Consider the following 26,677-nt stretch of genomic DNA (forward strand, 5'->3'; position numbering starts at 1 on the left):
GGGCGCGAGGGCGCTCCGGTCAGTCGAGCTCGGTGATCGTCACCGCGTACACCGCCCCGCAGTTGCCGCATTCGACGTGGACGCCGCGGCTCGTTTCCCCGCGCGTGAACTCGGAGATCTCCTCCGAGCACGAGCATTCGAACTGAACTCTCATTGTTCCGGTTACGGCGTTCCGGTATTTAAAATACGGCGTCTCGGAATCGATCGCGAGAACCGGACGAGAGCGTCCACCGGCGCCCTCCGCGGCGATCGGAGCGACGACCCTCCTCGCGGCAATCGCAGCGACCGCGGCGACGCGCTCAGTCGTCCTCGACGATCACTTCGACGGGGCCGTCCCCGTCTTCGTCCGCGTCGGCGTCGCCGGCGTCATCGCCGACGGACTGGCTCTGCTGATAGTAGAGCCCGCCGGCGACCGCGAGGACGACCCACGACCGCCAGTTGGCGAGGTTCAGGGTGTAGCCGATGCCGAACGGCTTCTCCACTAGCATCCCCTTGCCGGGCTGCCAGTACGAGGACAGCAGCCGGCCGAGGCTCGGCCGCTCGAAGTTGTACGGGATCCCGAGTATCTCTCCCGAAGACGGTTTGTCTGCCATACCGGGACATCGCCCGCCGGGGATATAAATCGTGGCGGGACCGCGGCCCGGTCGCGGGGTCACCGCCGCCGCCTCCGGTCGCCGGTCAGCGGTACCGCCCGCGTCCCTCGACCTCGCGCAGCCGGTCGAGCACCTCGCCGTCGCCCGCCTCGGCGTAGCCGGCCTCGAACGCCTCGATCGGCGGGTCCGGGTCGCTCGCCGTCGCGCGGACGGACCCCTCGAACACGTGGAGGTCCATCGCGTGGTCCTCGACGTGGCCGGTGTGGTAGGCGAGCCCGAAGTCGATGAGCGTCGCCCGCCCGTCCCCGCCTTCACCGCCCTCGATCCGGACGTTTCGCGTCGTCGGGTCGCCGTGCACGATCCCCGCTCCGTGGAGCCGCGCGAGGTGGCGGCCGACGGCGGCCGTCCACCGCTCGTCGAGGGCGGCGGCGAGGTCGCGGTCGCCGACGTGCTGCAGTGTCAGCGTCGCCGCCGGCACGTCGACGTCGTACACCAGCGGGGTCGGGACGCCGGCCCGCCGCGCCTCGCTCGTCAGGCGCGCCTCGGCGACGGTCCGGTCCCGTCGGAGCGCGCGGTCAAGCTCGGGATGGCGGTACCGCTTGGGGATCCGGCGCTTGATCACGCGGCGGCCCTCGTTCCCGATGGCGTTCCCGTCGTCGGGCGCCGCGATCTCCACGGTCGCCTCCGCGCCCCGCCGGTCGGCGTCGCCGCCACTATCACCCGCCGACCTTTCGCCCTCGCGCTCTCGATCTCCCCGCCCGCGGGCGACCGACGCGTCGCCCTCGCGCCAAGTCACGGGCACCTGATCCGGCCGGAAGTCCGGGTCGATGGCGGAATCGGGGATCGACACCGTGTCGCCGGCCGCGGCCATCTTCGCGCCCAACACGGCGATCATCCCCGCGTTGTCGCGGAGGAACCGCGGCTCCGGCGCGTGGAAGTCGGCGCCGCGGGCCGCGCACATCGTCCCCAGCATCTCGCGGAGCCGGTCGTTCTGCGCGACGCCCCCGCCGAGCACGAGCTCGTCCGCGCCGGTCAGCGAGAGCGCCCGCTCGGACACCTCCGTCAGCATCGCGAAGGCGTGCTCCTGCAGCGAGAGGCAGATCTCTCCGACGGGCACGCCGTCGTCGTACGCGTGGTTGGCGGCGGAGCTGATCCCCGAGAAGGAGAAGTCCATCCCCTTGACGACGTACGGGAGGTCCACCAGATCGGCGTCCGGGTCGCGCTCGGCGGCCGCCTCCGCGGCCGCGGCCTCGACCTTCGGCCCCCCGGGGTGGTCCCAGCCGACGTGGCGCGTGAACTTGTCGATCGCGTTGCCGACGCCGGCGTCCATCGTCTCGCCGAGCACGCGGTAGCGACCGTCGTGGTGGCCGAGCAGGTGCGCGTTCGCCCCCGAGGCGTTCAGACACACCGGGTTCTCGAAGCCCGACCGGTGGCGACCGATCTCTAAGTGCGCCACCATGTGGTTGACGCCGACGAGGGGGACATCGAGCGTCCCCGCGAGCGCCCGCGCCGCCGTGCCGACGGTCCGGAGACAGGGGCCGAGCCCCGGCCCCTTCGAGAAGGCGACCGCGTCGACCGCGTCCGGGCCGTGCGCTTCCTCGGCCGCCGTCAGGACCGCGTCGACGACCTCGGGGACCGCCTCTGACATGTGTTCGGCGGCCTCGCGCGGGTGAATCCCGCCGCTGTCCGGCTCGTACGGGTCGGATTCGATGAGAACGGAGTCGGTCTCGGCGTCGTACAGCGCGGCGCTGGCGCACCACGCGGTCCCCTCGATGCCGAGAACGCGCATCCGGCGCGGCGTTACGCCTCTTCGGCGTCCGCGTCGGCCTCGTCGCCGATCTTGTTGCGGTCGAGCATGTGGTCCTGTTCGACGTCGAGCGCGTCCTCGGCGGTGTCGTACGCCTTCGCGTAGCCGACCGTCTTGCGCATGCCGAACTTCGTGTTCAGCTCGTGGACGACGACCTCCTCGGAGGCCTTGTCCAGCTTGGCCGCGAGCGAGTCGCGGACCGAGAGGCGGGAGGGCGTCGCCTCCTCGTGAGTCGTCTCGAATCGGATGTCCGTGCGGTGCAACATCGGGTTCTCCTCCTCGGAGATGATATCGACGTCCATGGTTCAGTTAGGCGTATATCCCCCCGAAAGCTGTAAAAGGATTTCGAAGCGGGGGTGACGCCGCCGAACTGCTCGCTGACCGTCGACTAATAGCCCTTTCTATATCAGGGTTCACTTCTTTGGGCCATGAGATTAATTACCATACAGATGCCCGACGACTACCAATTCGACCCGACCGACCGCTCGGAGTACGACCTCGTCCGGGCAGGGACCGTCATCGTCCCCTTGTCGCCGCTCCGCAAGGCCCGGGTCTGCGGCGCCGTCGCGCTTCTGGCTTCGTTCGCGGCACCGCTCGCCGCGACGCTGCCCGTGGCGGTCCGTGAGGCGGTGTTCACGAGGCCGCCAGTCACGACGCCGCTCGGCGTCGCGGCGGTCGTCTTGGTCGGGGCCGTCGCGGCCGGCGGGGCCGGCCTCGGCCTCGTCGCGCTCCAGCGCCACCTCGCGCGCGGCCCCGACCCGACCGGCGACGCCGTCTGGTCGGTCCTCGCCGTCGAGGACGTGCTCACGGGAATCGGGTTCGTCACCGGCGGCCTCGGCGTCGCCGTCGGCCTCTCGCTGCTGACGAGCGGTCACTGGGGTGTCGACGCGCTCGGCGGCCTCCGGCGTACCGGGATCGAACCGTACGCCTCGGTCTTGACGGTCCCGGTCACGCCCCGGCTGGCGACCGCGGTAGCGCTGGGGACCGGTCTCGCCGTCTTCGCGGCGACCGCCGTCGTCGACGGCGAATGATCCGATTGCTCGGCTCGTTCACTCCGCGTTCTCCCCGTCGAAGCTCTCGGGGTTGACGCCCAAAATCTCGTACGCGGCCGCGGTGTCGCCGTCGAGCCCCTCGAACAGCTCTCGGGCCTCCGCGCGCGACGTCGGCGTGACCGCGACGCGAACCATCCCCTCGCCCGGCTGGCCGTAGACGACGCTCGCGCCGTCGGGCGCCGCGAGTATCGCCGGCAGGGCGGCCAGGTCCTCCTCTCCGGTCACCTCGATGATGACCGGGTCGGCGGCGGAGAGCGCCTCGCCCAGCGCCGCGAGGAGTTCCGCCGACAGCGACGCGGCGGGGTTCTCGACGCGCACGCGGCGGTCCTCGGCGGCCGCGAGCGCGGACTCGATCTCCGCGTCGACCGCCTCGCGCTCGGTCTTGCCGTCGATCAGCGCGACGTCGGGGACGCGGCCCGCCTCTCGCAGGTGGTACGTCACCACGTCGCCCACCGCGACGATCGGAGCGTCGGGCGCGTCCCGCTCGGCGCGGGTCTCGGCCGCGGCCGCGAGCAGCTCGTCGGCGTCGGTCGTCACCGGGCCGAGCGGCTCCTTGAACGCGTCGCGCATGGCGTCCGGGAGCGTGAGCATGGGTGGTAGTGTCGAAGTGTGAAAGGCGTCGGCGTCGCTACCGGACCTTCAGCGCGTACGACCCGGCCTTCGTGACGTTCATCTCCTCGGCGATCTGGCTCTCCTCGGGCTTCGTGATGATGACGTAGCCCGCCCAGTCCTCCGTCAGCGACGACGACCCGCAGTGCTCGCAGGTCTGCGAGTCGGGGTCGTTGACGTGGTGACACTCACGGCAGGCGAGGCGGTCCTCGGCCATCAGTCGGCCTCCTCACCGGTCTGTTCGCGGTGGAGCCGCTTCCCCTCCAGCCACTCGTGTTTCCCGAGCCCCGGCTGCTTCGCCGTGAGCCCGATCTTCGAGTCGCGGGGGTTGCGCTCGTCGATGCTCTTCGTCACGACGCGGACCCGGACGGCGTCGTCGACGCCGAGGGTCTTGTCGGAGTCAGAGGAGGCGAGCTGCTGGTTCGCCCCGTCGAACGTGAGGTACTCGTCGGTGATCTGCGAGACGTGGAGCAGGCCGTCCACCGGCCCGATCCCGACGAAGGCGCCGAACTCGACGGTCTCGACGACCGTCCCGTCGGCGACCTCCTGCATGTCGGGGTCGTACGTCAGCGCGTCGAACTCGGCCTCGTAGTAGACGCCGGGGCGGTTGTGTAACACCGCGCCGTCGCCGATGTCGTGGACCTCGATGACGCTCACGACGCTGCCGACGTCCTCGTCCATTCGTCCTTCCAGTTTGTCCTGCAGCAGGGCTTTCACCCGCTCGTCGGTGACGTCCGCCAGGTGTTTCGGCGGCACCTCGACCGTATCCTTGAGTCGAACTCGTTTGTACATGATTGGTTGTCCGCGTCCGCTAGGGTTCCGTTATCGCCAGTGCGTTCCGACCCCTTAAACCGATTACTGGTGCGCCCGCCTCCAGCACCCGGTTCGCCAGCGGTCGATCGTTGGTGACGACGCCGTCGACCCGGCCCTCGGCGACCAGCTCGACCAGCGCGTCGTCGGCGTACGATTCGTCCGTCGCCACCGCCTCCGCCCGCGCCGCGAGGTCCGCGCCCACGCTCGCCGCGGTCGCCGCCTCGCCGTTCCCGCCCTGCAGCCGGTCGAGCTCCGAGACGACCGCCGTCGGGACGACCGCCTCGTACGCGCCGAGGAGCCGGTCGAGCTCCTCGAACAGCCGCAGGTCCGCCTCAACCGGCGCCATCAGCGCGCTCGCGTCGAGCGCGACGACCGGGGCGCCGTCGCCCCCGAACTCCGCGTCGGGGTCGCCGCCCGCGTCGATCGTCTCGCGGCCGTCCGCGCGGGCGTCGTCGGTCACGCTACGAGAGCGTCCCGACGCCGATGAGCCGCCAGCGCGCGCCGACGCGCCGGTTGATCGCGATCTGCGCGCCCGCCTCGGCGCAGACCGGCCGCTTGAGGCTCACCTCGCACTCGCCGTCGCGCGCGCTCGTCACCGCGCCGACCGTCGTCGCGGTGCCGACCGTGAGCATCAGGGGCTCGCCGGTGCTGATCTCCTCGATGTCGCTCTCGCCGCTCTCGTCGTCCTCCTTCCCGACGACGCGGTCGAGGAGGTCGACCTGCATCTCGAACTCGTTGCGCGTCGGCGGGAGCGTGCCGGGCTCGCCGGCGACCTGGCCGGCGAGCGCGTCGCCCTTCGTCAGGCTCGGGTCGAGCCCGGTGCCGACGCCGAGCAGTCCGCCCGGTCGGGCGCTCTCGACGTCGTTGCTGCCGGCCTGCAGCGAGCGGACCGTCGTTTCGAGGGGCCGCCACTCCGTCTGGCCCCCCTCGTCGACCTCGCGGCCGGGGCGGATCTCCAGGCCGTCGCCGACCGAGAGCTCGCCGCTGACGAGCGAGCCGCCGACGACGCCGCCCTTGAGGTCCGCCGCGGTCGCGCCCGGGCGGTTGATGTCGAACGAGCGCGCCGCGTACATCCGGGCGCTCTCGCCGGGGTCGCGGTCCGGCGTCGGGATCTCGGACTCGATCGCGTCGATGAGCAGGTCCATGTTGACCTCCTGCTGGGCCGAGACGGGGACGATCGGCGCGTCCTCCGCGACGGTGCCCTCGACGAACTCCCGGATCTGCTCGTAGTTGTCGACGGCGCGGTCGCGGTCGACCAGGTCGACCTTGTTCTGCGCGACGACGATGTTCTCGATCCCGATCAGGTCGAGCGCCATCAGGTGCTCCTCCGTCTGCGCCTGCGGGACGTCCTCGGTCGCGCTCACGACCAGCACGGCGCCGTCCATGATCGAGGCGCCCGAGAGCATCGTCGCCATCAGCGTCTCGTGGCCGGGCGCGTCGACGAACGAGACCGTCCGGATCGGCTCGCTCGCGGAGCCGTCCGCGCACTCCTCGTCGACGGTGTAACACTCGGGCGCGTCGACGCCGGGGCAGCGCCGGAACGTCGCGTCCGCGTACCCCAGCCGGATCGAGATGCCGCGCTTCATTTCCTCGCTGTGCTGGTCGGTCCACGAGCCGGACAACGCCTGCACGAGCGTCGTCTTCCCGTGGTCGACGTGACCGACGAGACCGATGTTCACCTCCGGTTGTGTGTTGGCTTCAGTCACTGTTGAACCTCCTAACGGAGTAGTCTTACCGGAAATTCGCCCCGTGCGAGTGATAAAGTTGCTGTTATAGTGGCGGCAGCGTCCTCAGGTGGCACGGCCGAGTCCGACGACGCGATGCCGATACCCGGGCGCGACGGCGACGATAGCCTATAAATAAGCGTGCGGTGCGGTGGCGCGTGCCTGCGAGGCCGCCTCGCGGCCGAGCAGCACGCGCGAGGGAGTCGGCCACTCGGAGCGAAGCGAAGAGTGGCCGACGAGGCTGGGGAGGTGGGAGGTGCGGTCGCTGTGGGGGTGGGACTCAAAGGGGCGGCCGCGAGGACGACGGCGCGGGAAGCAAGGACCGCAGGGAGCGAGCACCGCGAGCGACTGAGGACCGCAGCGACCGCACCGAGTCCTCGCGGCCGGGGCTTTGAAGGTGTTCACCGCCGCTCCACAGTCACCCGTTTATAACCGAGCGGCCGGGGCTTTGGAGGTGTTCACCACCGGCCCGGAGTTATCCGCTTATAAACGTCGTCAGCTCCGTATTCGTCCGACGCCGATTTACGCCTCACGCGCAAACTCACGCGCATACATGGGATACGCGTGCCCCATCTGCGAGACCCCGCAGCGCGACGGCGAACACCTCGCGCACCACCTCGCGTTCACGGCGATGCTCCACGGCGACGACCACGAGGCGTGGCTCGACGAGCACATTTCCGACTGGAACGACCGTGACCCCGACGGGCTCGCGGCCGAGGTGACGCCGCACGCCGAGACGGCCGAGTACCACGAGGTGTTCGAGGACACCGTCGACCGCGGGCGACCGGACGTCGACCTCGGGGACCACGACCACGCGGGGCACGGTCACGGCGGAGACCACGTCGCTCCCGGCGGTCGCGGCGCTCCCGGCGCGTCCGGCCCGGTCGACGAGTCGAGCGCGACCGATCCGGAGACCGAGGCCGCGCTGCGCGAGGCCCGCGAGCTGACGCGGAAGATGTTCGAGGAGGACGGAGAGGGCGACGCCACCGGAAGCGACGCCGCCGATGCCGAGGACGGCAACGACGCCACCACCGACGCCGACCCGTCCGCGTAACGGAACGCCCTTTCCGGTCGACGCCGAACCCGAGGTATGCACACCAGAGGGACGTTCGCTCCGGAGACCCGCGCCGACGCGCTCGAACGCTACGAGGAGGTCGGGCCGGTCGCGCAGGTCGTCGTCCGCGAGGCGACGAAGGCGATGGCGTTCGACGCCGACGAGTACGACGAGCGCGTCACCCCCGAAGTGGTCCGGACCGCGCGCGACGCGACCTTCGCCGAGCTGCTCGCGGTCCACGTCGGCGACGAGGCCGAGTTCGACGCGTGGCTCGCCGACAGCGAGTTCGACGCGGACGACGTCGTCCGGATCGGCTCCGACAACGTCGACAACCTCGTCTGGCACCCGATCCCGTTCGCCGACACCGTGATCGCGGCGACGTTCCAAGACGAGCCCGACGCGGCCGCCAGCACCCTCCGCCGGAACGCCTTCGGGCGCGTCTACCGCGAGGAGTTCTACGAGTCCGGTCGGTAATTCCCTCGGCGCTACCCTTCCGGCGCCGTCGCTCGGTGTCGGAGCAGGGCAGAATAAAAGACGAAACGAGACGGAGAGCGGCGCTTACGCGAGCTCGTTGATGTTCCCGGAAATCGGGGATTTCCGGGCGCTCGAAAAGCTCGCCTAGGCGAGCTTTTCGATGTTCTCGACGACGGCGTCGGCGAACTCGCTGGTGGCGAGCTTCTCGCCGCCCTCGATCTGGCGGTGGAGGTCGTAGGTGACCTTCCCGGAGGCGATGGTCTCCTCGACGGCCTCGCGTACGAGGTCGGCGGCGTCGGACCAGCCGAGGTAGTCGAGCATCTCGCGGCCCGAGAGGATCATCGCGGTGGGGTTCACCTTGTCCTCGCCGGCGTACTTGGGCGCGGAGCCGTGGACGGGCTCGGCGAGACAGCGACCGTGGCCCCGATTAATTCCCGGCGCGATGCCGAGGCCGCCGATCTGCGCGCCGGCGGCGTCGGACATGTAGTCGCCGTTGAGGTTCATCGTCGCGATGACGGAGTACTCGTCGGTGCGGGTCAGCAGCTGCTGGAGCATGTTGTCCGCGATGCGGTCCTTGACGACGAGGGCGCCCTCGGGCCGCTCGCCGTCGTGCTCCTCCCAGAGCTGGTCCTCGGTGATGACGTCGTCGCCGTACTCCTCCTCGGCGACCTCGTACCCCCAGTCGCGGAACGCGCCCTCGGTGAACTTCATAATGTTGCCCTTGTGAACGAGCGTAACCGAGTCGCGATCGTTCGCGAGCGCGTAGTCGATCGCCTCGCGGATGAGACGCTTCGAGCCGAACTCGGAGATGGGCTTGACGCCGATCCCGACCGGGCCGTCGTGGATGACGTCGGCCACGTCCATGTCCTCTTCGAGGAAGTCGCGCACCCGCTCGGACCCCTCGCTGCCGGCCTCCCACTCGATGCCGGCGTAGACATCCTCGGTGTTCTCTCGGAACGTGACCATGTCCATCTCGCCCGGGTTCTTGACGGGCGAGGGGACGCCGTCGATGTAGTAGGTGGGGCGGACGTTCGCGAACAGGTCGAGCGTCTTCCGGAGCGCGACGTTCAGCGAGCGGAAGCCGGCGCCGACGGGGGTCGTCAGCGGGCCCTTGATCGCGACGCGGTGGTCGCGGATGGCCGAGACGGTGTCGTCGGGGAGGTTCTCGCCGTACATCTCGCGGGCGCTGGCGCCGGCGTAGACGCGCATCCAGGCGATGGAGCGGCCGGTCGCCTCCGCGGCCGCGTCGAGGACCTGCTGTGCCGCCGGTCCGACGTCGGTGCCGATCCCGTCGCCGTGGATGATCGGGATGACGGGGTTCGACGGGACGTTCAGCTCGCCGGTCTCCTCGTCGGCGAGCGTGATCGCCTCGCCGTCGTCGGGGACGTCGACCTTATCGTAGCTCATGAACGTCCGTGGATTCTTGTGGCCCCCTAAAGTGCCTGCCGTTTTCGGCGGGAGCGGCGCGCTCGCAGGTGTTGCCGGTTTTCGGGCTCAGGCCGGCTCCACGTCCACGTCGAACATCGACCGCCACCGGTACCGCCGACCGCCCCAGACGAACGTCCGCCGCGCGAGGGCGTACGCGAGGAAGACCGGCGAGACGATCACCGAGGGCCCGGCGAGCAGGAACGTCGCCCGCCGGACTCCGAACCGCGCGTACGCCGCCCCCGCGAGCGCCGTGACGAGCGCCACGCCCGCGACCGGCGCGAGCAGGCACAGCGACGCGAGGGCGACCGAGAGGACGACGTTGACCGCGGTCGCCGGCGGCGCGTGGCGCCGCGTGATCTGGAAGAAGCGGACGAACCGCTCCAGCGACTCCCGCGGCGACCCGCCCGCCGCGACGGTCCGAGTCCGGTCGGCGGCGCTCACGTCGAGGTGCGCCGAGAGCGTCCCGTCGTCGCTGACGGTCCGGCGGAGGTCGGCGAGGAAGGCGTCCTCGTCGAGGTCGTCGCGCTCGAAGACGACCGCGCCGCCCCACGCGATCCCGCCCCGGGAGACCGGCAGCGTCCCGCCGATGACGTACGCCGGCTCGAAGAACCGGCCGAGCGGGTCGGCCCCGACGAACACGGGGACCTCCGTGGTCGGCCCCCGTCGGTCGTAGTCGGCGTTGAGCGCCGCGAGCCACCCCGGCGGGTGCCGGAAGTCGTCGTCGGTCCAGACGATCCGGTCGCGCTCGGCGGCCTCCATCCCGGCCGCGATCGCGTTCGCCTTGCCGGAACAGCCCTCGGGCTCCCCGGCGACGACGACGCGGACGCCGTCGGGGAGGCCGTCGCCGTCTCCCTCAACACTGGCCTCGTCGCCTCCCTCGACACCGCCCCTACCCTCTCGACGCCGAGCCACCGGGTCGTCGCCGGTGTCACAGATCACCAGCAGCTCGTCGCTCCCGTCGAGCTGGGCGGCCACCTCGGAGCACGCCTCGGTCCAGCGCACCGTCGGGAGGAGCACCGATGTCGGCGGATGGGTTCGCTCGCTGTCCGTCACGCCCGCCGGTTCGAGGCGCGGAGCAATAAGTAGGCGGCCGCCCGTCGGCCGTCCCGGACGCGGCCACCGTTCCGGACCTCACCCCGACCGACACGCCCGCGTCCCGAGCTCTCGGACCCGGGTCTCCCCGCCCTCCGTGACGTCGGTTTCAACCGTCTCGACGGTCACCGACGCGACCGCCTCGCCCGCGGGCCCCGCGGATCGATCACAGAGGTACGCGAGGAGCGGGTCGACGCGGGCGGGCGCCCCGTCGCCGGCCAGCAGGGTGAGGTACTTCCGCCAGCGCGCGGTCGGGTACGCCCGGGCGTCCGACGGGGGCCGGTCGAGAGCGACGGGGTCGCCGTACAGCGCGTCGACCGCGTCGCCGTCGGCGGTCGTCGCCGTCGCCAGGAGGCGCGCGTCGATCGAGCTCGGGTTCGGCGCGAACATGTCCCACCCGTACTCGGTCGGCTCCGCCGTCGCCGCCACGGGCTCGGGCGCGTCGACGAGGCCGACGGCCATCCCGTTCCACGCGAGCAGCGAGACGAGGAGCACGGCGGCGACGGCGGTGACGGCGCGGCCGCGGAGCGCCCGACTCGGAAGGGGGCGCGTCGATCGGTCCCTCGGTCCCTCGCGTCGCGGGTCGCCGGCGGGCGTCGACTCCGCGAGCCCCCGCAACCGCGCGCCCGTCGGTCCGACGAACCCCTCGACGCGGTCCCAGACGAACGGCGGGAAGAAGGGGAGCAGGGCGGCCGCCGATATCAGCGGGAAGACGCCGAGCTGGAGCGTGAGCGCCATCGAGCAGTGCGCGGCGAACAGGGTCCCGGCGAGGGCCGCCCTGACCCGGCCGGCGGACGCGACGAGCAGCGGCGACGCGACGAGCAGCGCGAGCCAGCCGTAGGTGGCGACCGAAAACAGCGCCGGCGCCTCGGGCAGCAGTCCCCCGAGCGGGCCGTGGAGGTACGTGAGCCGGAACACCCGGCCGACCGCCTCGCCGCCGGTCCACGCCGTCCCCCGGAGCTTCTCGACCGCGTTGGCGACGTAGATTACCACGACGACGGCCAGCGGGAGCGCGGAGGCCGGACCGATGAACCGCTCGCCCTCCGGCGCGCCGCTTCCGTTCCCGCTCTCCCCTCCCCCGGGCGAGCCCCGGCGACGGACGGCGTCGACCGACCAGCGCGCGCCGAGCGGACAGAACAGCCCGGCCGCGAGCAGGTGCACGAGCAGTTTGTCGCCAGCGTTGAGCACGAACGGGTTCCGCGCCTGCAGCGAGGCGAGCAGGACCAGCGAGACCGCGGCCGCGAGCCGGCTCCGGTGACCGACCGCGAGCGCGCCGGCGGCGACCCCGGCGACGAGGAACAGGGCCGCGACGGGCCACGTCGCGCCGGAGAGCGCGTGCAGCGAGAGCCGGGCGGCGAGGGGGTACGCCTCCGCGAGCGCCGACCGCGGGAGGGCGCCGGCGTCGGTGTAGAAGGCCGTGAGGTTCCGGGCGCGCAGCGCGAGGTCGACGAGGAGGACGACTCCGAGCGCGACCCGGAACGCCGCGAGGGCCCGCCGGTCGATCCCGACGCGGGCGCCGACCGCGGCCCGGAGGCGGCGGCGGACCGATCCCTCGTCCGTCGGCCCTCCCCCGACGCGGGACTCCGAGTTGCTTGCGGCGGCGCGTCCCCGATGCTCGTCCACGATGGGTGCGACTCCCCGAGCGGCGGGAATAGTTCTTGCGGCGCCGGACCGGGGGGCGGCCGCGGGGATCGCTCTGTGCTCGGCGTCATCACCCGCCGTTTTCCGGGGGCTTATCCGCCCGCCGCGGGACCCTCGCGTATGTCACGGCGATCCCCGATGCGCGTCGTCGTCCACGGCGGCGCCGGCGGCGCCCCGGACGAACCGGCGCCGAGACAGCAGGCGCTCGACCGGGCGGCCGAACGCGGCGCCGACGCCCAGACCCCCCTCGACGCGGTCGAGGCGGCGCTCGCGCCTCTCGAATCGAGCCCCCGGTTCAACGCCGGCGTCGGCGGCGCGGTCCAGTCCGACGGCGTCGTCCGCACCGACGCGGGCGTGATGACCTCCGACCGCGAGGTCGGCGCGGCCTGCTCGATGCCGGGCGTCGAACGCGCCGCGAGCGTCGCTCGCGTCGTCCACTCGGAGACGCCGCACGTCCTCGTCTCGGGCGGGCACGCCGTCGACCTCGCGAGCGAGTTCGGGACCGAGACCGGCGTCGACCTGCTCACCGACGAGACGCGCGAGCGTTACGAGGCGGAGGACCCGCCGCGGGGCGGCCCCCGCGAGCACCTCGGCTGGCTCGCGACGCGGTTCGGGTCGGGTGGCGATCGGGCCGGTGGAGGGTTGAACAACGGCGGAGCGGGCGGAGACGAACCGGGCCGCGCCCCCGACCACGACACGGTCGGCGCGGTGGCCTCGGACGGCGAGCGGTTCGCGGCGGCGACCTCCACGGGCGGCCGGTCGTTCGCGCTCGCGGGTCGGGTCGGCGACGTGCCGCAGGTCGGCTCGGGCTTCTTCTGTACCGAGGCCGGCGGCGCGAGCGCGACGGGCGCCGGCGAGGACATCGCGCGCGTCACGCTCTCTCGGCGGGCCGTGGGGCATCTCGAAGACGGGCTCGGGGCGCAGGCGGCGGCCGACCGGTCGATCGAGGAGTTCGAGGCGATTACCGAGTCGGGTGCCGGCGTGATCGTCCTCGGCGACGACGGCGCCGGGAGCGCGTTCAATACCGAGGAGATGCAGACGAGTATCGCGTATAAGTAGCCGAACGTGGATCTTCGGTCAACACCTCCAGAGGCCCAGCCGCTCGCTCATACGTGGCAGACTGCCGATCAGCGGTAATCAACTCTAAAGCCCCAGCCGCGAGGACTCGCGCACCTCGCTGCGGTCCTCAGTCGCTCGCGTTGCTCGCTCCCTGCGGTCCTTGCGTCGGTGTGCTTCGCCCTCGCGGCTGCCCCTTTGAGTCCCACCCCGCACCGCAACCGCACCTCACGCCTCCCCAGCCTCGGCGGACGGCCCGGCGCGGGCGGAGCCGCGCCGGCCCGCCGCCTCCCTCGCGCGTGCGACTCGCGGCCTGTCGGCCGCTCGGCGGCACGCGCCAATCATAAGAATCGGTTGAACGACGTCTATCATTTATAACCGAAGCCGTACGTCCATTCCGCTTCACGCCGTCGCCGCTCACGGAGGCGAGGATACAAATCCGCCCGCCGCCTTGCCCGCGTATGGTCACGTTCCTCGCCGGCGGCACGGGGACGCCGAAGCTCCTCGACGGGGCGACCCGCGTCTGGGATCCGGAGGCGATCGCGGTCGTCGCCAACACGGGCGACGACGTCGAGCTCGGCGGCCACCTCGTCTGTCCCGACGTCGACACGGTGCTGTTCGCCGGCGGCGGCGTCCTCGACCGCGAGACGTGGTGGGGGATCGCGGACGACACCACCGAGACCCACGCGGAGCTGCGCCGGCTCGCGGACGAGCTCGGGCTCGGCGCGGCCCCGCGCTACCTCGACGCCGAGGCGCAGACGAGCGGGCGCGAGATCGCGCGGTGGCGGCGGTTCTCGGGCGTCGGCGAGTTCATGGAGATCGGCGACCGCGACCGCGCGGTCCACGTCACCCGAACGAGCCTGCTCGACGAGGGGCGCACGCTCACCGAGGTCGTTCGGACGCTCGCCGACGCCTTCGGGCTCGATGTCGACCTCCTCCCGATGTCCGACGACCCGGTCGCGACGCTGATCCACACGGAGGCGGGCGAGACGATCCACTTCCAGGAGTACTGGGTCGCGCGCCGGGGCGAACCGGCCGTCGCCGACGCGGAGTTCCGGGGCGCGGACGACGCCGAGCCGACGGCGGAGGTCCTCGACGCCCTCGCCGAGCCCATCGTGATCGGGCCGTCGAACCCCGTCACGAGCGTCGGCCCGATGCTGGCGCTCCCCGGCTTCGAGGCGGCGCTCCGCGAGACGCCGGTCGTCGCGGTCTCGCCGTTCGTGGGCGACGAGGTCTTCTCCGGCCCGGCGGCCGACCTGATGGCGGGCGTCGGTCGCGACCCGTCGACCGCGGGCGTCGCCGCGGCGTACCCGTTCGCGGACGCGTTCGTCCTCGACGAGGCCGACCCGACCGAGCTCCCGGAGCGCCACGTCGAGCGCACCGACACCGGGATGGACGGCGCGGACGACGCCGAGCGCGTCGCCCGGGCCTGCGAGCGCGCGCTGGCGGCGGTGAGGGACGCGCCGGCGACCGATCCGGAGGTGGCCGAGTGACGGCGGACGGAGACGGGGGACCGGCCCCCTTCCTCGTCGCCGCCAGCCTCAGCGGCGCGGCCGACGCCGACTGGGCGCGCGCCGCGGCCCCGCACGTCGACGCGGCGGTGCTCGGCGGGATCGCGCTCGACCCGGCGAGCCGGGCCGCCGCGCGCGACCTCGTCGCTCGGGGGCGCACGGAGTTCCTCCCCGACGACCCGCTCGCGTGGGTCGACCGGCAGCTCGCCGCGCTCGCCGACGCCCCGGTCCGACCCGGGATCAACGTCCGCAGCGCGACCGTCGAGCCGGTGCGCGAGGCGGCGGCGGTCTGCGCCGACCGCGACGCGGTCTGCGAGGTCAACGCCCACTGCCGCCAGCCGGAGCTCCGCGCGGTCGGCTGCGGCGAGTCCCTCCTGCGCGACCGCGACCGGCTGACCGACTACGTCGCCGCCGCGGCCGCGACCGGCGCGACGACGAGCGTGAAGGTCCGCGCCGAGGTCCCCGGCGCCGACCTCGTCGCCGTCGCCGACGCGGTCGCCGAGGCGGGGGGCGACTGGCTCCACGTCGACGCGATGGACTCGGAGGGCGTCGTCGCCGACCTGACGGCGGGAGACGACGCCGCGGCCGGAGCGGCCCCCCGCGCCGGCCTCACCGCGATCGCCAACAACGGCGTCCGGGGCCGGGAGACGGTCGCCGAGTACGCCGCGCACGGGGCCGACGCCGTCAGCGTCGGGCGGCCGACCGAGCATCCCACGGAGCTCGCGCGCGTCGCCGAGGCGGTGCGCGCGTGGCGTGACGGGGAGCTGTCGGCGGGGGAGTCGGAACGCCGACGGGAGGCGCCGCCGTGACCGCCGACCGCGCCACGGTCGACGACGCGGTCCTCGCGCTCCTGCTCGAAGTCGCCGGGACCCCGAAGCCCGGGAACGTCGACCGACGCCGCGACCTCGCCGACCTCCGGTTCGAGGCGTTCCTCGGCGGGGCGGTCGGCGCCCGCGAGGGGCTCGAACTGGCGGTGGACGAGGCGGCTCCCGTCGGCGACGCCTTCGAGCGCGCGGTGGCGGGGATGGCCGACCGCGCGGGAACGAACACCCAGTTCGGCTGTCTGCTGCTGCTCGTCCCGCTGATCCGCGCGACGGTCGCGGGCGGGGACGCGTCGCCTCCGGGCGACCTCGGGCCCGACGCCGTCGACCGCGCGACCCGCGACACCGACGTCGCCGACGCGGTCGCCTTCTACCGCGCGTTCGAGCGCGTCGACGTCGCGGTCGGGGACCCGCCCGCGGGCGCGGCCGACCTCGACGTGCGCCGAGGGAGCGACGCGGCGCCGGCGCTCCGCGAGCGCGGGCTGACGCTGCGCGACGTGCTGGCGCTCTCGGCCGACCCCGACGACCCGGACCGCGTCCCCGACCGCAACGCGCGGGAGTGGGTCGAGGGGTTCCCCCGGACGTTCCGCGCCGCCGAGTGGATCCGCTCCGACGAGGGGCCGCTGACCGACCGGGCCGCGCGGGCGTTCCTCGGCCTGCTCGCCGCCGAGCCCGACACGCTGGTCGCCGCGGCCCGCGACTCCCGAACGGCCCGGGAGGCGAGCGCTCGGGCGGCCGCGCTGCTCGACGGGGCGGACGGCGTCGGCCCGGACCCCGCCGCGGGCGTCGACGCGATCGACGCCGACGCGGTCCACGGGGCCGACCTCGACGCCGCGGAGGGACTGGCGACCGCGTTCGTCGACGAGGGGATCAACCCCGGGACGACCGCGGACCTCACCTGCGCGGCGCTGTACGTCGCGCTCCGACGCGGCGCGGAGGTGGCGCCGTGAACGGGGAGGGCCCCGACGGGGACCGCGGAGCGTCGGCGGAGGGCGCCGACGCCGTCACCCCCGACGGCTGGCCGGTCGCGCTCCGCGGCGTCACGGAGTCGGTCGTGACGACGCTCGGCCCGAACGACCGGTGGAACGTCGCGGCGCTCGGACTCCACGCCCCGGACGATCCCGAAGACCCCGTGACCGCGCGGACCTACGGCCGCACCCGGACGTGGCGGAACTTCACCGAGCGCGGCGGCGGCGTCGTCCAGTTCACGACCGACCCCCGGACGTTCGTCGACGCCGCGCTGACGGTTCGCGAGGTCGACGAGCCCGTCCTCGAAACGGCCGACGCGTGGGTCGAGGTGACCGCCGAGGCGGTCGGGAGCGAGACCGAGGGCGACACGACGATCCGGACGTGGACGCTCTCTCCCGTCGAGGCCGAGATCCGCCGGGAGCGCGTCCCGACGGTCAACCGCGGGTTCGGCGCGGTCGTCGACGCCACCGTGGCCGCCTCGCGGCTCGACGTGCCCGCGTTCGACGCGGCGGACCTGCTCGACCGCCTGACCTACTTCGCCGACGTGGTCGACCGCTGCGGCGGGCCGGCCGAGCGCGAGGCGTTCGCCCGCATCGACGAGGCGACCGGGTGGCGGGCGCTCGCCGAGGCCGAGCGGCGTTCCGGGGCGGGACGCGACGACCGCGACGGCGACGCCTGAGCGACCGCGCGGCCGACGGACCGGCGTGATACCGCCTCGCGGCCGCTCGCGGCGGAACGAACCCTTTTAGTTCGGCCCGGCGGTAGCGCTCGGTATGGCCATCAAACCCAAGTACATCAAGCAGCTCGGGAACGTCCTGCTCGAACGGTATCCCGACTCGTTCAACACGAACTTCGAGACGAACAAGGAGAGCGTCACGGCCCTGACCACCGTCGAGTCGAAGGGCGTCCGCAACCGGATCGCCGGCTACGTCACCCAGAAGAAGTCGCAGGCGGCCCAGAAGGCCTAACGAGACCGAGTTTTCGACCGTTCGTTTCGCTCTCCCGGAGCCGCGGCGCTCGGTCTCACCGCGCACCCCCCGGCTTATCACCGAAGCCGCGGCCACCTCCCCGCGATGGACGCCCTCGTCCGCCCGGTCGTCGATCCGACGTTCGCGGCCGCCGCGCTCGCGTTCCTGTGCGGGGGCGCCGCGCTCGGCACGCTGAGCGGGCTCGTCCCGGGCCTCCACGCGAACAACTTCGCGCTGCTGCTCGCGGGGCTCGCCCCCTCGGTCGCCGCCGACCCCCTGCTCGTCGGCGTCGCGATGCTCGGGGCCGGGGTGGTCCACTCGTTCCTCGACATCGTGCCCGCGCTCGCGCTCGGCGTGCCCGACGCGGCGACGGCGGTCGCGGCGCTCCCGGGTCACCGGCTCGTGATCGCGGGGCGCGGCCGCGAGGCGATCCGGCTCTCGGCGGTCGGCTCCGGGCTGGCGGTCGCGCTCGCGGTCCCCCTCGCCGTGCCGATCACCTGGGTCATGATCCGCGGCTATCCCGCGGTGCGGGCGCACCTCCCACTGCTCCTCGCGGGCGTCGTCGCCTTCCTCGTGCTCACCGAGTCGTCGAAGCGGGCCGCGGTCGGCGGGTTCCTCGCGTTCCTCGCGAGCGCCGCGCTCGGGCTCGCGACGCTCGACGTCGACCCCGCGGCGCCGCTCGACGCCGGCGGCGTCCTCGCGCCGCTGTTCGCCGGGCTGTTCGGCGCGCCCGTGCTCGTCGACGCGCTCGGCGGCGAGGGCGTCCCGCCGCAGGCCGACGCGCGGGTCACGATGAGCCCCCGCGACCTCGGCGTGAGCGCCGGCGCCGGGTCGCTCGCGGGCGCGGTGGTCGGCTACGTCCCCGGCGTCTCCGCGGCGATCGCCGCCGTCGCGGCGCTGCCGGCGGTCCCGCGAGAGGACGGCGACCGCGGGTTCGTCGTCGCCACGAGCGGCGCGAACACGGCGAACACGATATTCGCGCTGTTCGCGCTCGTCGCGCTCGGCACGCCGCGGACGGGCGTCACGGTCGCGATCGACCGGGCCGGCGTCCCCTTCGCGCTCCCGATCCTCCTCGTCGCCGCGGGGGCCGCCGCGGCCGTCGGCTTCGCGCTCGTCCTCCTCGTCGGGGACGCCTACCTCCGGGTCGTCGGCAACGCGGACTACACCCGCCTCTCGCTCGGCGTCCTGGCGCTGCTCGCCGGCGTCTCGTTCCTGTTCGCGGGGCCGCTCGGCGTCGGTATCTTCGCCGTCGCCGGCGTGCTGGGACTCGCTCCGCCCCGGGTCGGCGCCCGGCGGGTCCACCTGATGGGCGTGTTGATCGGGCCGCTGATTATCGGGTGACGCGGCATCGGTCTCCGGGATGCCTCGGAACCGGAACGCGCTCGACGGGCGGGACGCGCGAGCGCCGCGGTACCGCGGCGCACCCGGCGTTCTCCCGTCGACCCCAAAGAACAACGGTTAAAAGTCGCGCGGTGGTGTTTCAGTGTATGAGCGAGAGTGAAACGCAGGGCACGCGGCAGTGCGTCTCCTGTGGCATCCAGGTGGCCGGTATGAACGCCGCGCGCTTCTCCTGCCCGGACTGCGGGGCGACGATCCACCGGTGCGCGAAGTGCCGGAAGCAGAGCAACCTCTACGAGTGCCACGACTGCGGCTTCCGAGGGCCCTAGTATGGGAGACGTCGCCGCCAAGATCAAGGTCATGCCGAACAGCCCCGACGTCGACCTCGACGACCTGCAGGACCGGCTGGAGGAGTCGCTCCCGCAGGGCGCGAAGATCCGCGGCTTCCAGCGCGACGACGTCGCGTTCGGCCTCGTCGCCCTCCTCCCGACCGTCATCGTCCCCGACGGCGCGGGCGGCACCGAGGCGGTCGAGGAGGCGTTCGCCGACGTCGACGGCGTCGAGTCCGTCGCCGTCGAGAACGTCGGTCGGCTGTAAGGCCGATTTCGCCGGGGCTCGACCCGGCGCTCGGTCGCGGTTTCGTTTCGCTCCGTGTCTCTCGTCCCGCGAGCGACGAGCGCGTCCCGGGCCCCGTCCGATCACTCGACGTGCTCGCGGACCCACGCGGCGAGCTCGTCGCCGGGGACGAACCCCTCGGCGCGGCGGGCGACGGGTTCGCCGTCGACGAACAGCACGAACAGCGGGACGCTCCGCACGTCGAACCGCTCGACGAGCGGCGGGTCGTCGCGGGGGTTGATCAGGGCGGCGTCGACGCCGAGGTCGCGGGCGACGTTGGCGAGGACGGGTTTCATCCCGTCGCAGAGACCGCAGCCGTCGGTGTAGAACTCCACGAGCGCGGCGTCGGCGTCGGCGACGAACGCGTCGAGCGCGTCCGCGTCGGCGAGCGAGGCCGGTCGCCGACGCCGCTCGTCTCCGCCGGACTCGGCATCGGTGGCAGTGGTATTGGGCATGATGGGCAATATCGGCTCCGAGCGGTAATAAACGCTCGCTCGACGCGCCGGCGTCGACCGCGGTGAGCGGTCCGGCGCGCGCCGACCCGTTACGACACGTCCACCGCGCCGCCCTCGGCCGCGCTCTCGGCGAGCGCGTCGACGACCCGCATGTTCGCGATCGCCTCCGCGCCGTCGGTCAGCGGGGCGGTGCCGTCGGCGATACGGTCGGCGAAGTGCTCCACCTGCAGGCGGTACTGGTCCACGGGGTCGAACGTCTCGACGCCGCGCCGGCCGTCGACCTCGTAGGTCAGCTCCACCGGCTCGTCCGCGGGCGCGTCGAACGCCCGCTCGACCTCGATCCAGCCGTTCGTCGCGTCGATCCGGTAGCGCTGCACGAGCTGCGTGTCGAAGCCGGAGGCGACCCGCGCGGACCGGCCGTCCGCGTACTCCAGCACGCCCGCGAGCTCCGTGTCGACGCCGGCGTCGCGGGTGTCGCTCGCGTGCGCGTACGCCCGCTCCGGCTCGCCGAGGACGGTCCGGGCGAGCGAGACGGGGTAACAGCCCACGTCCATCAGCGATCCCCCGGCGAGCGCCGGATCGAGGCGCACGTCGTCCGGCCGGCCGTACAGCGGGAACCGGAACGTCGAGGTCACCGTGCGCACGTCGTCCAGTTCCCGCTCGACCAGTTCGAGGACCCGTTCGGTGCGCGGGTGGTACCGGTACATGAACCCCTCCATCAGCGTGACGCCGCGGTCCTCGCAGCGCTCGGTCACCTCGCGCGCCTCCGCCGCGTCGACCGCGAGCGGCTTCTCGCAGAGCACGTGGAACCCGGCGTCGGCCGCGCGGGTCGTCCACTCGGCGTGGAGCCCGTTCGGGAGCGGGACGTAGACGGCGTCGAGCCCGCCGTCGTCGAGCAGGGCCTCGTAGGAGCCGTAGTTCCGCGGGATCGACTGCGCCTCCGCGAACGCCGCGGCCCGGTCGGGGTCGCGCGACGCGACGGCCCCGACCGCGTGGTCGCTCGCGGCGATCGCCGGGATCACCGCGTCGCGAGCGATTCCCGCGGTACTGAGCACGCCGAACGTGAGCGGATCGTCTCGTGTTGACATACGCGACCACCGACGCCCCGGCGTCTCAAAAGGACCGGTGACTCCGGCCCGGACCGGTCTCGCCGCGTCACCGATCGGTGCGGGGTCGGGCGGCGACGCCGTCGCCTACGCCGGCTCGTCGCGCTCGGGGTCGGTCCGCCAGCCGCCCGTGAGCGTGACGATCCACAGCAGGACGCCGGCGAGCGCGAAGACGCCGGCCATGTAGGGGATGAGCGGGAGCTCGACGCCGACGAAGTCGAGGACCGTCCGGAACTCGTAGACGATCACGCCGAACACCGCGAAGGCCACGAGGAGGCCGCCGCGGGTCCTGTCGAGGCTCATCGGCCCACCTCGACGAGCGCGGCGACCGCCTCGCCGACGGCGCCGACGAGGGGGGTCGCGGCGCCGACGAGCGCGTCGCGCAGCGGCACGAGCCACGCCGGATACGTGCCCACGCCGGGACCGAGCAGCCCGCCGCGCCGAACGATCGCCGCCAGCGGGAGGGCGTACGCGAGGACGACGAGCGTCAGCGCGATCCCCACCCAGAGCCGGAGGTTGTCGAGCACGGGCGGGGCGTCGTCGGGGCCGGACAGCGCCGGCGGCAGCGACTCGGCGAGCCCGGAGACCCGCGGGTTCCCCATCGTGAGCACGAGGTTCCCGACGAACAGCACCGTCGAGACGAACAGCAGCGTCCCGCCGATCGCGATCTGGACGTTGAGCTCCTCGAACCCGCCGAACATCGTCGGGTAGTCGAAGCCGCTGTACTCGGGCTCCGCCGTCCGGCGCGGCACGCCCATGATCCCCTGCGCGTGCATCGCGTTCGACATCAGCGCCATGCCGACGAACCAGAGCACGACCTGGAACAGCCCGATCGGCCGGCTGTAGATCGGTTTGTTGGAGATCTGCGGCCAGATCCAGTAGGTCGCGGCCATGAACGTGAGCGCGACGGCGGTGCCGACGGTGAGGTGGAAGTGTCCCGGCACCCAGATCGTGTTGTGGATCATGTAGTTGATGTTCATGCCCGCGTTCACCATCCCGGAGAAGCCGCCGGCGGCGAACATCAGCCCCGCGAGCATCATCCCGGTGAACTCGGGCTTCCGCCACGGGAGGTCGGTGAGCCAGCCTAAGAGCCCGGTCCCGCCGCGCTGCCGGGCGCCGTACTCGACGCTCGCGACGACCGTGAACGCCGTGAGCAGGCTCGGCAACAGCAGGAACATCGTGTTCGTCATCGAGATGAACTTGAACCCCTCGGCGATCCCGGGGTCGAGGTACTGGTGGTGGATGCCGACCGGGGTCGACAGCAGGAGGAACAGCACGAAGACGACGCGCGCGAGCGGGTCGCTGAACAGCCGTCCGCCGGCGATCTTCGGGAGGACGGTGTACCACAGCAGGTACGCCGGCATCAGCCAGAAGTACACCACCGGGTGGCCGAAGAACCAGAACAGCGTCCGGGTGAGCGTCGGGTTCACCTGGTCGATGAAGCCGAGCGACCACGGCAGGAGGAAGAGGAGCACCGACGCCGCGACCGCCGACGAGGCGATGTACCACATCGCCATCGTCGTCAGCACCATGAACGTCTGCAGCGGGATTCGTTCGTCGGGGTGGTCGCGCCGCCACGCGAGGAACGTCCGGAACCAGTCGGCGCCGGCGATCCACGAGCCGACGATGAAGACGGCGAGGCCGGCGTAGAACAGGGGATGCGCCTGCAACGGGGCGTAGAAGGTGAACAGGACGTCCGCGCTCATGTCGAGCGCGGGGAAAAAGCCGGCGAGGATCGAGACGCCGGTCATCGTCATCCCGACCGCCATGATCGCGTACCACGTCCACGTGATCCGGATGTCGACGAGCGGGCGGTCGAGGCTGCGCGTCACCGCCCACGTGAACAGCCCCACGAGGAAGAACGTCGTGAAGCTGATCGCGAGGAACACGCCGTGTGCGGTGAGGGACGTGTAGTAGTCGGTCGAGGAGATGATCCCCCGGAACACCCCCGTCCGGTGGAGCGTCTGGACGATCCCGAAGACCGCGCCGAGCGTCAGCGCGAAGAAGGAACTGAGGAGGGCGGCGCGGACGACGCGCGCCTCGTCGGGGAACTCGTCGACGAAGGAGCGCTCGGCCTCGATGGCGTCGCTCACGCCTCGTCACCCCCCTCGTTCCGCTCTTCGAACTCGGCCTGGCTGACGACGTTCACCTTCCCCTCCATCACGTGGTGGCCGGCGCCGCAGTACTCGTTACAGATGAGCCCGTACTCCTCGGCGCCGTCGACCTCGACGGTGAGCTCGGAGACCTCGCCGGGCACGACCATCGTGTTCGCGTTCGTGCCGACGACCTCGAACCCGTGGATCACGTCGGCGGAAGTGACGTAGAACGTCACGGTGCTGTTCGCCGGCAAGACGATGGGGTCAGGTTGGAAGCCGAACTGACGCGCGACGACGTACGCCGCGTACTCGTTCTCGCCGACCCGTTCGACGCGGGGCTCCGAGAACCGCTCGTCCTCGTCGAGCGCCTGGGCGTTCACCGTCGGCTCGCTGTCGGCGACCATCGCGACCCCGGGGCCGACGGCGCCGTAGGTGACCGAGCCGATGAGCAGCAGTATCAGCAGGATCGACGCCGCGAGCCAGAGCTTCTCGTAGGCGTGGATATGCATCCGCGGTCACCCCACCACGACCAGATCGCGGCCGAGGAACTCGACGTAGTAGATGTACACCCACGCCAGCAGCAGGATGACGAAGTAGATCCCGATGAGCGTGAGCGTCCCGATCGGGTCGAACTCCGCGTCCCCCTCACCGCTCGCCTCGCCCGTCGCGCCGCGCGCGGTCTCGGTCTGCGCCATGAGTCGCGGTAGTTCACACCCGAATATATACGATCGATCCGTTCCCAGACCGTGGGAATCTTGCCGTTATCTATGACGCGGGCGTTCCACCTCCGGGTATGGAGTTCACGCTGCAGCGGGCCCTGCTCCTCGTGTTGGGCGGTACCGTCCCGGCGGCGGTGTTCCTCGCCGACCGGGCGGAGGTCGTCGTCGCCGTGACGCTGGTGAACGTCCTGATCATCTGGGGGAGCCTCCGGGTCGCGACCGGCGGGAGCCTCCGTCCCGGATCGGCCTCGTCCGACGCGGCGGACCCGGACGAGGCGTAGCGGCGGCGCCGAGCGCCATCTCCACGCATGTCGGACTGCACCCTCTGTGAACTCCCGACCGGGGGCGACCCCCACACCGCTCCCGACGTCGACGGCGAGTTCTGCTGTCGCGGCTGCCTCGCGGTGGCCCGGTCGCTGGACGACGTCGACGACGCCGACGACCTCGACGAGCGACGCCCCGAGAGCGAGCCGGACGAGTCGTTCGACGGCGAGACGACGTTCCTCCGCGTCGACGGGATGCACTGCGCGACCTGCGAGTCGTTCCTGGAGCTGACCGCGGCCGAGCGCGAGGGCGTCGCGGCCGCCGAGGCGAGCTACGCCACCGACACGATCCGCGTCGACTACGACCCCGACGTCGTGAGCGCCGACGAGCTCGCCGAGCGGCTCTCGGTCGCGGGGTACACCGCGAGCGACCGGGCCGACCCGGAACCGGACCGCGACGACGACGTCGTCCGCTTCCTGATCGGCGGCGGCTTCTTCGGGATGATGGCGATGCTGTGGTACGTCCTCTTCCTCTATCCGACCTACTTCGGCTACGAGCCGATCGCGGATCTCGGCGGCGTCTCGGGCACGTACCTGTTCGCGCAGGTGTGGGTGTTCGCCTCGATCGTCCTCTGTTACACCGGCTACCCGATCCTGCGCGGCGCCTACGTGAGCCTCCGGGCGCGGCGGCCGAACATGGACCTCCTCGTGTCGCTCGCGGCGGGGAGCTCGTACGCCTACAGCACGCTCGCGCTGCTCGTCGGCCGCACCGACCTCTACTTCGACGTGACGATCGCCGTGATCTTGGTCGTCACCGCCGGCAACCGCTACGAGTCGATCGTCAAGCGGCGCGCGACCGGGATGCTCTCGGAGCTGACGACGGCCGGCGACCGGACGGTCCGCACCGAGTCCGGCGAGACCGTCGCGGCCGAGGCCGTCGACCCCGGCGACCGGCTCCTCGTGCGCCCCGGCGAGCGCGTCCCCTTCGACGGGACCGTCGTCGAGGGGACCGCCGCCGTCGACGAGGCGCTCGTCACGGGCGAGTCGCTCCCGGCGACGAAGCGCGAGGGCGACGCGGTCCGCGGCGGCACCGTCGTCACCGACGCGCCCGTCGTCGTCGCGGTCGGCGAGGACGCGACGAGCACGCTCGACCGGCTCGTCCGGCTCCTGTGGGAGATCCAGAGCTCGCGGTCGGGCGTCCAGCGGCTCGTCGACCGGCTCGCGACCGCCTTCGTCCCGCTCGTCGTCGCGGTCGCCGTCGCCGGCGCCGGCGTCACCCTCGCGCTCGGATCGGCGCCCGTCGACGCCGCGCTGGTCGGGCTCACGGTGCTCATCGTCTCCTGTCCGTGCGCGCTCGGGCTCGCGACCCCGCTCGCGATCGCCGCCGGGATCCGCGACGCGGCCCGGCGCGGGATCGTGATCGTCTCGGACGCCGTCTTCGAGGAGGCGGCCGACGTGGAGACGGTGGTGCTCGACAAGACGGGGACGCTCACCGACGGCGAGATGCGGCTCGTCGACACGGTCGCGGACGGCGCGTCGCCGGCCGAGGTCCGCCGCCGGGCGGCGGCGGTCGAGCGCGCCTCCGCGCACCCGATCGCGGAGGCGATCGTCGCGGCCGCGGACGGCTCGGCCGCCGCGGACGGTCCGACGCCCGCGACCGACGGCGGGGCGGCGCGGACGGCCGAGACGGACCCCCCCGACGACGAGACGGCCGACGGCTCGTCCCCGTCGGTCGCCGACGTGACGGTCACGGACCGGGGCGTCCGCGGCCGGATCGACGGCGAGGCGGTCGTCGCCGGCCACCGGTCTCTGTTCGACGGGGCGGCGTGGACCGTGCCGGCGTCGCTGGACGCGGCCGGCGAGGCGGCCCGGGCGGACGGGCGCGTGCCCGTCTTCGTCGGCTGGGCGGGCGCGGTCGTCGGCGTCCTCGTCGTCGGCGACGAGGTCCGCGACGGCTGGGACGAGGTCGTCGCCGACCTCGCCGAGGGCGGGCGACGCGTCGTGGTGCTCACGGGCGACGCCCCCGAGGCGGCCCGCCGCTTCGAGGACCACCCGGCCGTGGACGAGGTGTTCGCGGCGGTCCCGCCCGAGGCGAAGGCGGAGACGGTCAGGCGGATCGCGGCGACCGAGCGGGTCGCCATGGTCGGCGACGGGAGCAACGACGCGCCGGCGCTCGCCGCGGCCGACCTCGGCGTCTCGATCGCGAGCGGGACCGACCTGGCGGCCGACGCCGCGGACGCCGTCCTCCTAGAGGACCGCCTCGCCGCGATCCCGGAGCTGTTCGCGGTCACCCGCGGGACGAACCGGCGGCTCAGGCAGAACCTCGGCTGGGCGTTCGCCTACAACGCGGCGGCGATCCCGATGGCGCTCGCCGGCGTGCTCAACCCGCTGCTCGCCGCGCTCGCGATGGCGACGAGCAGCGTCCTCGTGGTGACGAACTCGGCGCGGGCGGTCTACGCCGAGGAGTGACGGA

32 protein-coding genes are annotated in these 26,677 nt (G+C 72.7%); 14 read left to right on the top strand and 18 right to left on the bottom strand.

Translation table 11 applies throughout. From position 1 onward, the window contains the following. Positions 1 to 19 precede the first annotated feature (19 nt). The 4 genes from NO900_RS01470 to NO900_RS01485 all read right to left on the bottom strand — a co-directional run bounded on the left by NO900_RS01470 (position 20) and on the right by NO900_RS01485 (position 2,702). On the bottom strand, positions 20 to 154 hold the full coding sequence (locus NO900_RS01470; protein WP_254921679.1) for a hypothetical protein: 135 nt from the start codon (positions 152 to 154) through the stop codon (positions 20 to 22). A 145-nt stretch (positions 155 to 299) separates the two neighbouring features. Further along, positions 300 to 593 (bottom strand): DUF5808 domain-containing protein, encoded by a 294-nt coding sequence (locus NO900_RS01475; protein ID WP_256407441.1) that lies wholly within the window; start codon positions 591 to 593, stop codon positions 300 to 302. Between the two features lie 85 nt (positions 594 to 678). Continuing rightward, the gene (locus NO900_RS01480; RefSeq protein ID WP_256407442.1) at positions 679 to 2,382 is read right to left on the bottom strand and encodes a bifunctional N(6)-L-threonylcarbamoyladenine synthase/serine/threonine protein kinase; all 1,704 of its coding nucleotides are present in this window, start codon (positions 2,380 to 2,382) and stop codon (positions 679 to 681) included. A gap of 11 nt (positions 2,383 to 2,393) precedes the next feature. Further along, positions 2,394 to 2,702, bottom strand: coding sequence for a 30S ribosomal protein S24e (locus NO900_RS01485; RefSeq protein ID WP_092566026.1), 309 nt, complete (start codon positions 2,700 to 2,702; stop codon positions 2,394 to 2,396). 147 nt (positions 2,703 to 2,849) lie between these two features. Between NO900_RS01485 and NO900_RS01490 the strand changes: the two genes are divergently transcribed. Then, positions 2,850 to 3,431, top strand: a complete 582-nt coding sequence (locus NO900_RS01490) for a hypothetical protein (RefSeq protein WP_256407443.1) — start codon at positions 2,850 to 2,852, stop codon at positions 3,429 to 3,431. Between the two features lie 18 nt (positions 3,432 to 3,449). On the opposite strand, the gene NO900_RS01495 is transcribed toward NO900_RS01490, so the two are convergent. From NO900_RS01495 to NO900_RS01515, 5 genes are read right to left on the bottom strand one after another with little or no spacing between them, the layout of a single operon-like run. Next, entirely contained in the window at positions 3,450 to 4,043 is a 594-nt protein-coding gene (locus NO900_RS01495) for a GTP-dependent dephospho-CoA kinase family protein (protein ID WP_256407444.1), read from the bottom strand. 37 nt (positions 4,044 to 4,080) lie between these two features. Next, a complete protein-coding gene (gene spt4 / locus NO900_RS01500; RefSeq protein ID WP_008001262.1) occupies positions 4,081 to 4,278 on the bottom strand; it encodes a transcription elongation factor subunit Spt4 in 198 nt (65 codons plus the stop codon). Beyond that, entirely contained in the window at positions 4,278 to 4,853 is a 576-nt protein-coding gene (locus NO900_RS01505; RefSeq protein WP_092566032.1) for a DNA-directed RNA polymerase, read from the bottom strand. Before NO900_RS01505 ends, spt4 begins: the two co-directional genes overlap by 1 nt. A 19-nt stretch (positions 4,854 to 4,872) precedes the next feature. Further along, entirely contained in the window at positions 4,873 to 5,334 is a 462-nt protein-coding gene (locus NO900_RS01510; RefSeq protein WP_256407445.1) for a type II toxin-antitoxin system VapC family toxin, read from the bottom strand. Position 5,335: 1 nt separating this feature from the next. Beyond that, on the bottom strand, positions 5,336 to 6,580 hold the full coding sequence (locus tag NO900_RS01515; RefSeq protein ID WP_256407446.1) for a translation initiation factor IF-2 subunit gamma: 1,245 nt from the start codon (positions 6,578 to 6,580) through the stop codon (positions 5,336 to 5,338). A gap of 571 nt (positions 6,581 to 7,151) precedes the next feature. Between NO900_RS01515 and NO900_RS01520 the strand changes: the two genes are divergently transcribed. Beyond that, positions 7,152 to 7,652, top strand: a complete 501-nt coding sequence (locus NO900_RS01520; protein WP_256407447.1) for a DUF5810 domain-containing protein — start codon at positions 7,152 to 7,154, stop codon at positions 7,650 to 7,652. A gap of 36 nt (positions 7,653 to 7,688) precedes the next feature. Then, positions 7,689 to 8,126, top strand: coding sequence for a DUF5809 family protein (locus tag NO900_RS01525; protein WP_256407448.1), 438 nt, complete (start codon positions 7,689 to 7,691; stop codon positions 8,124 to 8,126). Between the two features lie 144 nt (positions 8,127 to 8,270). Here NO900_RS01525 and icd read toward each other — a convergent pair whose 3' ends face one another. From icd to NO900_RS01540, 3 genes are all read right to left on the bottom strand, one after another. Further along, entirely contained in the window at positions 8,271 to 9,533 is a 1,263-nt protein-coding gene (icd, locus tag NO900_RS01530; protein WP_256407449.1) for an isocitrate dehydrogenase (NADP(+)), read from the bottom strand. 87 nt (positions 9,534 to 9,620) lie between these two features. After that, a complete protein-coding gene (locus NO900_RS01535; protein ID WP_256407450.1) occupies positions 9,621 to 10,607 on the bottom strand; it encodes a glycosyltransferase in 987 nt (328 codons plus the stop codon). 78 nt (positions 10,608 to 10,685) lie between these two features. Next, positions 10,686 to 12,269, bottom strand: a complete 1,584-nt coding sequence (locus tag NO900_RS01540; RefSeq protein ID WP_256407451.1) for an HTTM domain-containing protein — start codon at positions 12,267 to 12,269, stop codon at positions 10,686 to 10,688. 156 nt (positions 12,270 to 12,425) lie between these two features. Between NO900_RS01540 and NO900_RS01545 the strand changes: the two genes are divergently transcribed. The 9 genes from NO900_RS01545 (at position 12,426) to NO900_RS01585 (ending at position 19,547) form a co-directional block, all read left to right on the top strand. After that, a complete protein-coding gene (locus NO900_RS01545) occupies positions 12,426 to 13,346 on the top strand; it encodes an isoaspartyl peptidase/L-asparaginase (RefSeq protein WP_256407810.1) in 921 nt (306 codons plus the stop codon). A 458-nt stretch (positions 13,347 to 13,804) separates the two neighbouring features. Further along, positions 13,805 to 14,836 carry a 2-phospho-L-lactate transferase gene (cofD, locus tag NO900_RS01550; RefSeq protein WP_256407452.1) on the top strand — a complete coding sequence of 344 codons (1,032 nt, stop codon included), beginning with the start codon at positions 13,805 to 13,807 and terminating at the stop codon, positions 14,834 to 14,836. Continuing rightward, positions 14,833 to 15,663, top strand: coding sequence for a beta/alpha barrel domain-containing protein (locus NO900_RS01555; RefSeq protein ID WP_256407453.1), 831 nt, complete (start codon positions 14,833 to 14,835; stop codon positions 15,661 to 15,663). The genes cofD and NO900_RS01555 overlap by 4 nt, the downstream gene beginning before the upstream one ends. Then, complete coding sequence (locus NO900_RS01560) at positions 15,660 to 16,625, top strand: triphosphoribosyl-dephospho-CoA synthase (protein ID WP_256407454.1); 966 nt, start codon at positions 15,660 to 15,662, stop codon at positions 16,623 to 16,625. Before NO900_RS01555 ends, NO900_RS01560 begins: the two co-directional genes overlap by 4 nt. Then, entirely contained in the window at positions 16,622 to 17,323 is a 702-nt protein-coding gene (locus NO900_RS01565; RefSeq protein ID WP_256407455.1) for a DUF447 domain-containing protein, read from the top strand. Before NO900_RS01560 ends, NO900_RS01565 begins: the two co-directional genes overlap by 4 nt. A gap of 94 nt (positions 17,324 to 17,417) precedes the next feature. Beyond that, positions 17,418 to 17,612, top strand: a complete 195-nt coding sequence (locus tag NO900_RS01570) for a 30S ribosomal protein S17e (RefSeq protein ID WP_256407456.1) — start codon at positions 17,418 to 17,420, stop codon at positions 17,610 to 17,612. A 105-nt stretch (positions 17,613 to 17,717) separates the two neighbouring features. After that, a complete protein-coding gene (locus tag NO900_RS01575; protein ID WP_256407457.1) occupies positions 17,718 to 18,953 on the top strand; it encodes a tripartite tricarboxylate transporter permease in 1,236 nt (411 codons plus the stop codon). Positions 18,954 to 19,099: 146 nt separating this feature from the next. Next, entirely contained in the window at positions 19,100 to 19,279 is a 180-nt protein-coding gene (locus tag NO900_RS01580; protein WP_092565370.1) for an HVO_2753 family zinc finger protein, read from the top strand. A 1-nt stretch (position 19,280) separates the two neighbouring features. Then, the gene (locus NO900_RS01585; RefSeq protein ID WP_256407458.1) at positions 19,281 to 19,547 is read left to right on the top strand and encodes an elongation factor 1-beta; all 267 of its coding nucleotides are present in this window, start codon (positions 19,281 to 19,283) and stop codon (positions 19,545 to 19,547) included. A 101-nt stretch (positions 19,548 to 19,648) separates the two neighbouring features. On the opposite strand, the gene NO900_RS01590 is transcribed toward NO900_RS01585, so the two are convergent. From NO900_RS01590 to NO900_RS01615, 6 genes are all read right to left on the bottom strand, one after another. After that, on the bottom strand, positions 19,649 to 20,023 hold the full coding sequence (locus NO900_RS01590; protein ID WP_379791523.1) for a thioredoxin family protein: 375 nt from the start codon (positions 20,021 to 20,023) through the stop codon (positions 19,649 to 19,651). 86 nt (positions 20,024 to 20,109) lie between these two features. Next, positions 20,110 to 21,108, bottom strand: coding sequence for a Gfo/Idh/MocA family protein (locus NO900_RS01595; protein WP_256407460.1), 999 nt, complete (start codon positions 21,106 to 21,108; stop codon positions 20,110 to 20,112). A gap of 105 nt (positions 21,109 to 21,213) precedes the next feature. Continuing rightward, entirely contained in the window at positions 21,214 to 21,429 is a 216-nt protein-coding gene (locus NO900_RS01600) for a CbaC protein (protein ID WP_256407461.1), read from the bottom strand. Next, positions 21,426 to 23,219 (bottom strand): b(o/a)3-type cytochrome-c oxidase subunit 1, encoded by a 1,794-nt coding sequence (locus NO900_RS01605; protein WP_256407462.1) that lies wholly within the window; start codon positions 23,217 to 23,219, stop codon positions 21,426 to 21,428. The genes NO900_RS01600 and NO900_RS01605 overlap by 4 nt, the downstream gene beginning before the upstream one ends. Further along, on the bottom strand, positions 23,216 to 23,731 hold the full coding sequence (locus NO900_RS01610) for a cytochrome c oxidase subunit II (protein ID WP_256407463.1): 516 nt from the start codon (positions 23,729 to 23,731) through the stop codon (positions 23,216 to 23,218). Before NO900_RS01610 ends, NO900_RS01605 begins: the two co-directional genes overlap by 4 nt. 6 nt (positions 23,732 to 23,737) lie before the next feature. Then, positions 23,738 to 23,917, bottom strand: coding sequence for a hypothetical protein (locus NO900_RS01615; RefSeq protein WP_256407464.1), 180 nt, complete (start codon positions 23,915 to 23,917; stop codon positions 23,738 to 23,740). A 98-nt stretch (positions 23,918 to 24,015) separates the two neighbouring features. Here NO900_RS01615 and NO900_RS01620 point away from each other — a divergent pair, with 98 nt between their 5' ends. Then, a complete protein-coding gene (locus NO900_RS01620) occupies positions 24,016 to 24,222 on the top strand; it encodes a DUF8131 family protein (RefSeq protein WP_256407465.1) in 207 nt (68 codons plus the stop codon). A 27-nt stretch (positions 24,223 to 24,249) separates the two neighbouring features. Beyond that, the gene (locus tag NO900_RS01625; protein ID WP_256407466.1) at positions 24,250 to 26,673 is read left to right on the top strand and encodes a heavy metal translocating P-type ATPase; all 2,424 of its coding nucleotides are present in this window, start codon (positions 24,250 to 24,252) and stop codon (positions 26,671 to 26,673) included. Positions 26,674 to 26,677 lie beyond the last annotated feature (4 nt).

The sequence above is a fragment of the Halorubrum rutilum genome (genome assembly GCF_024494565.1).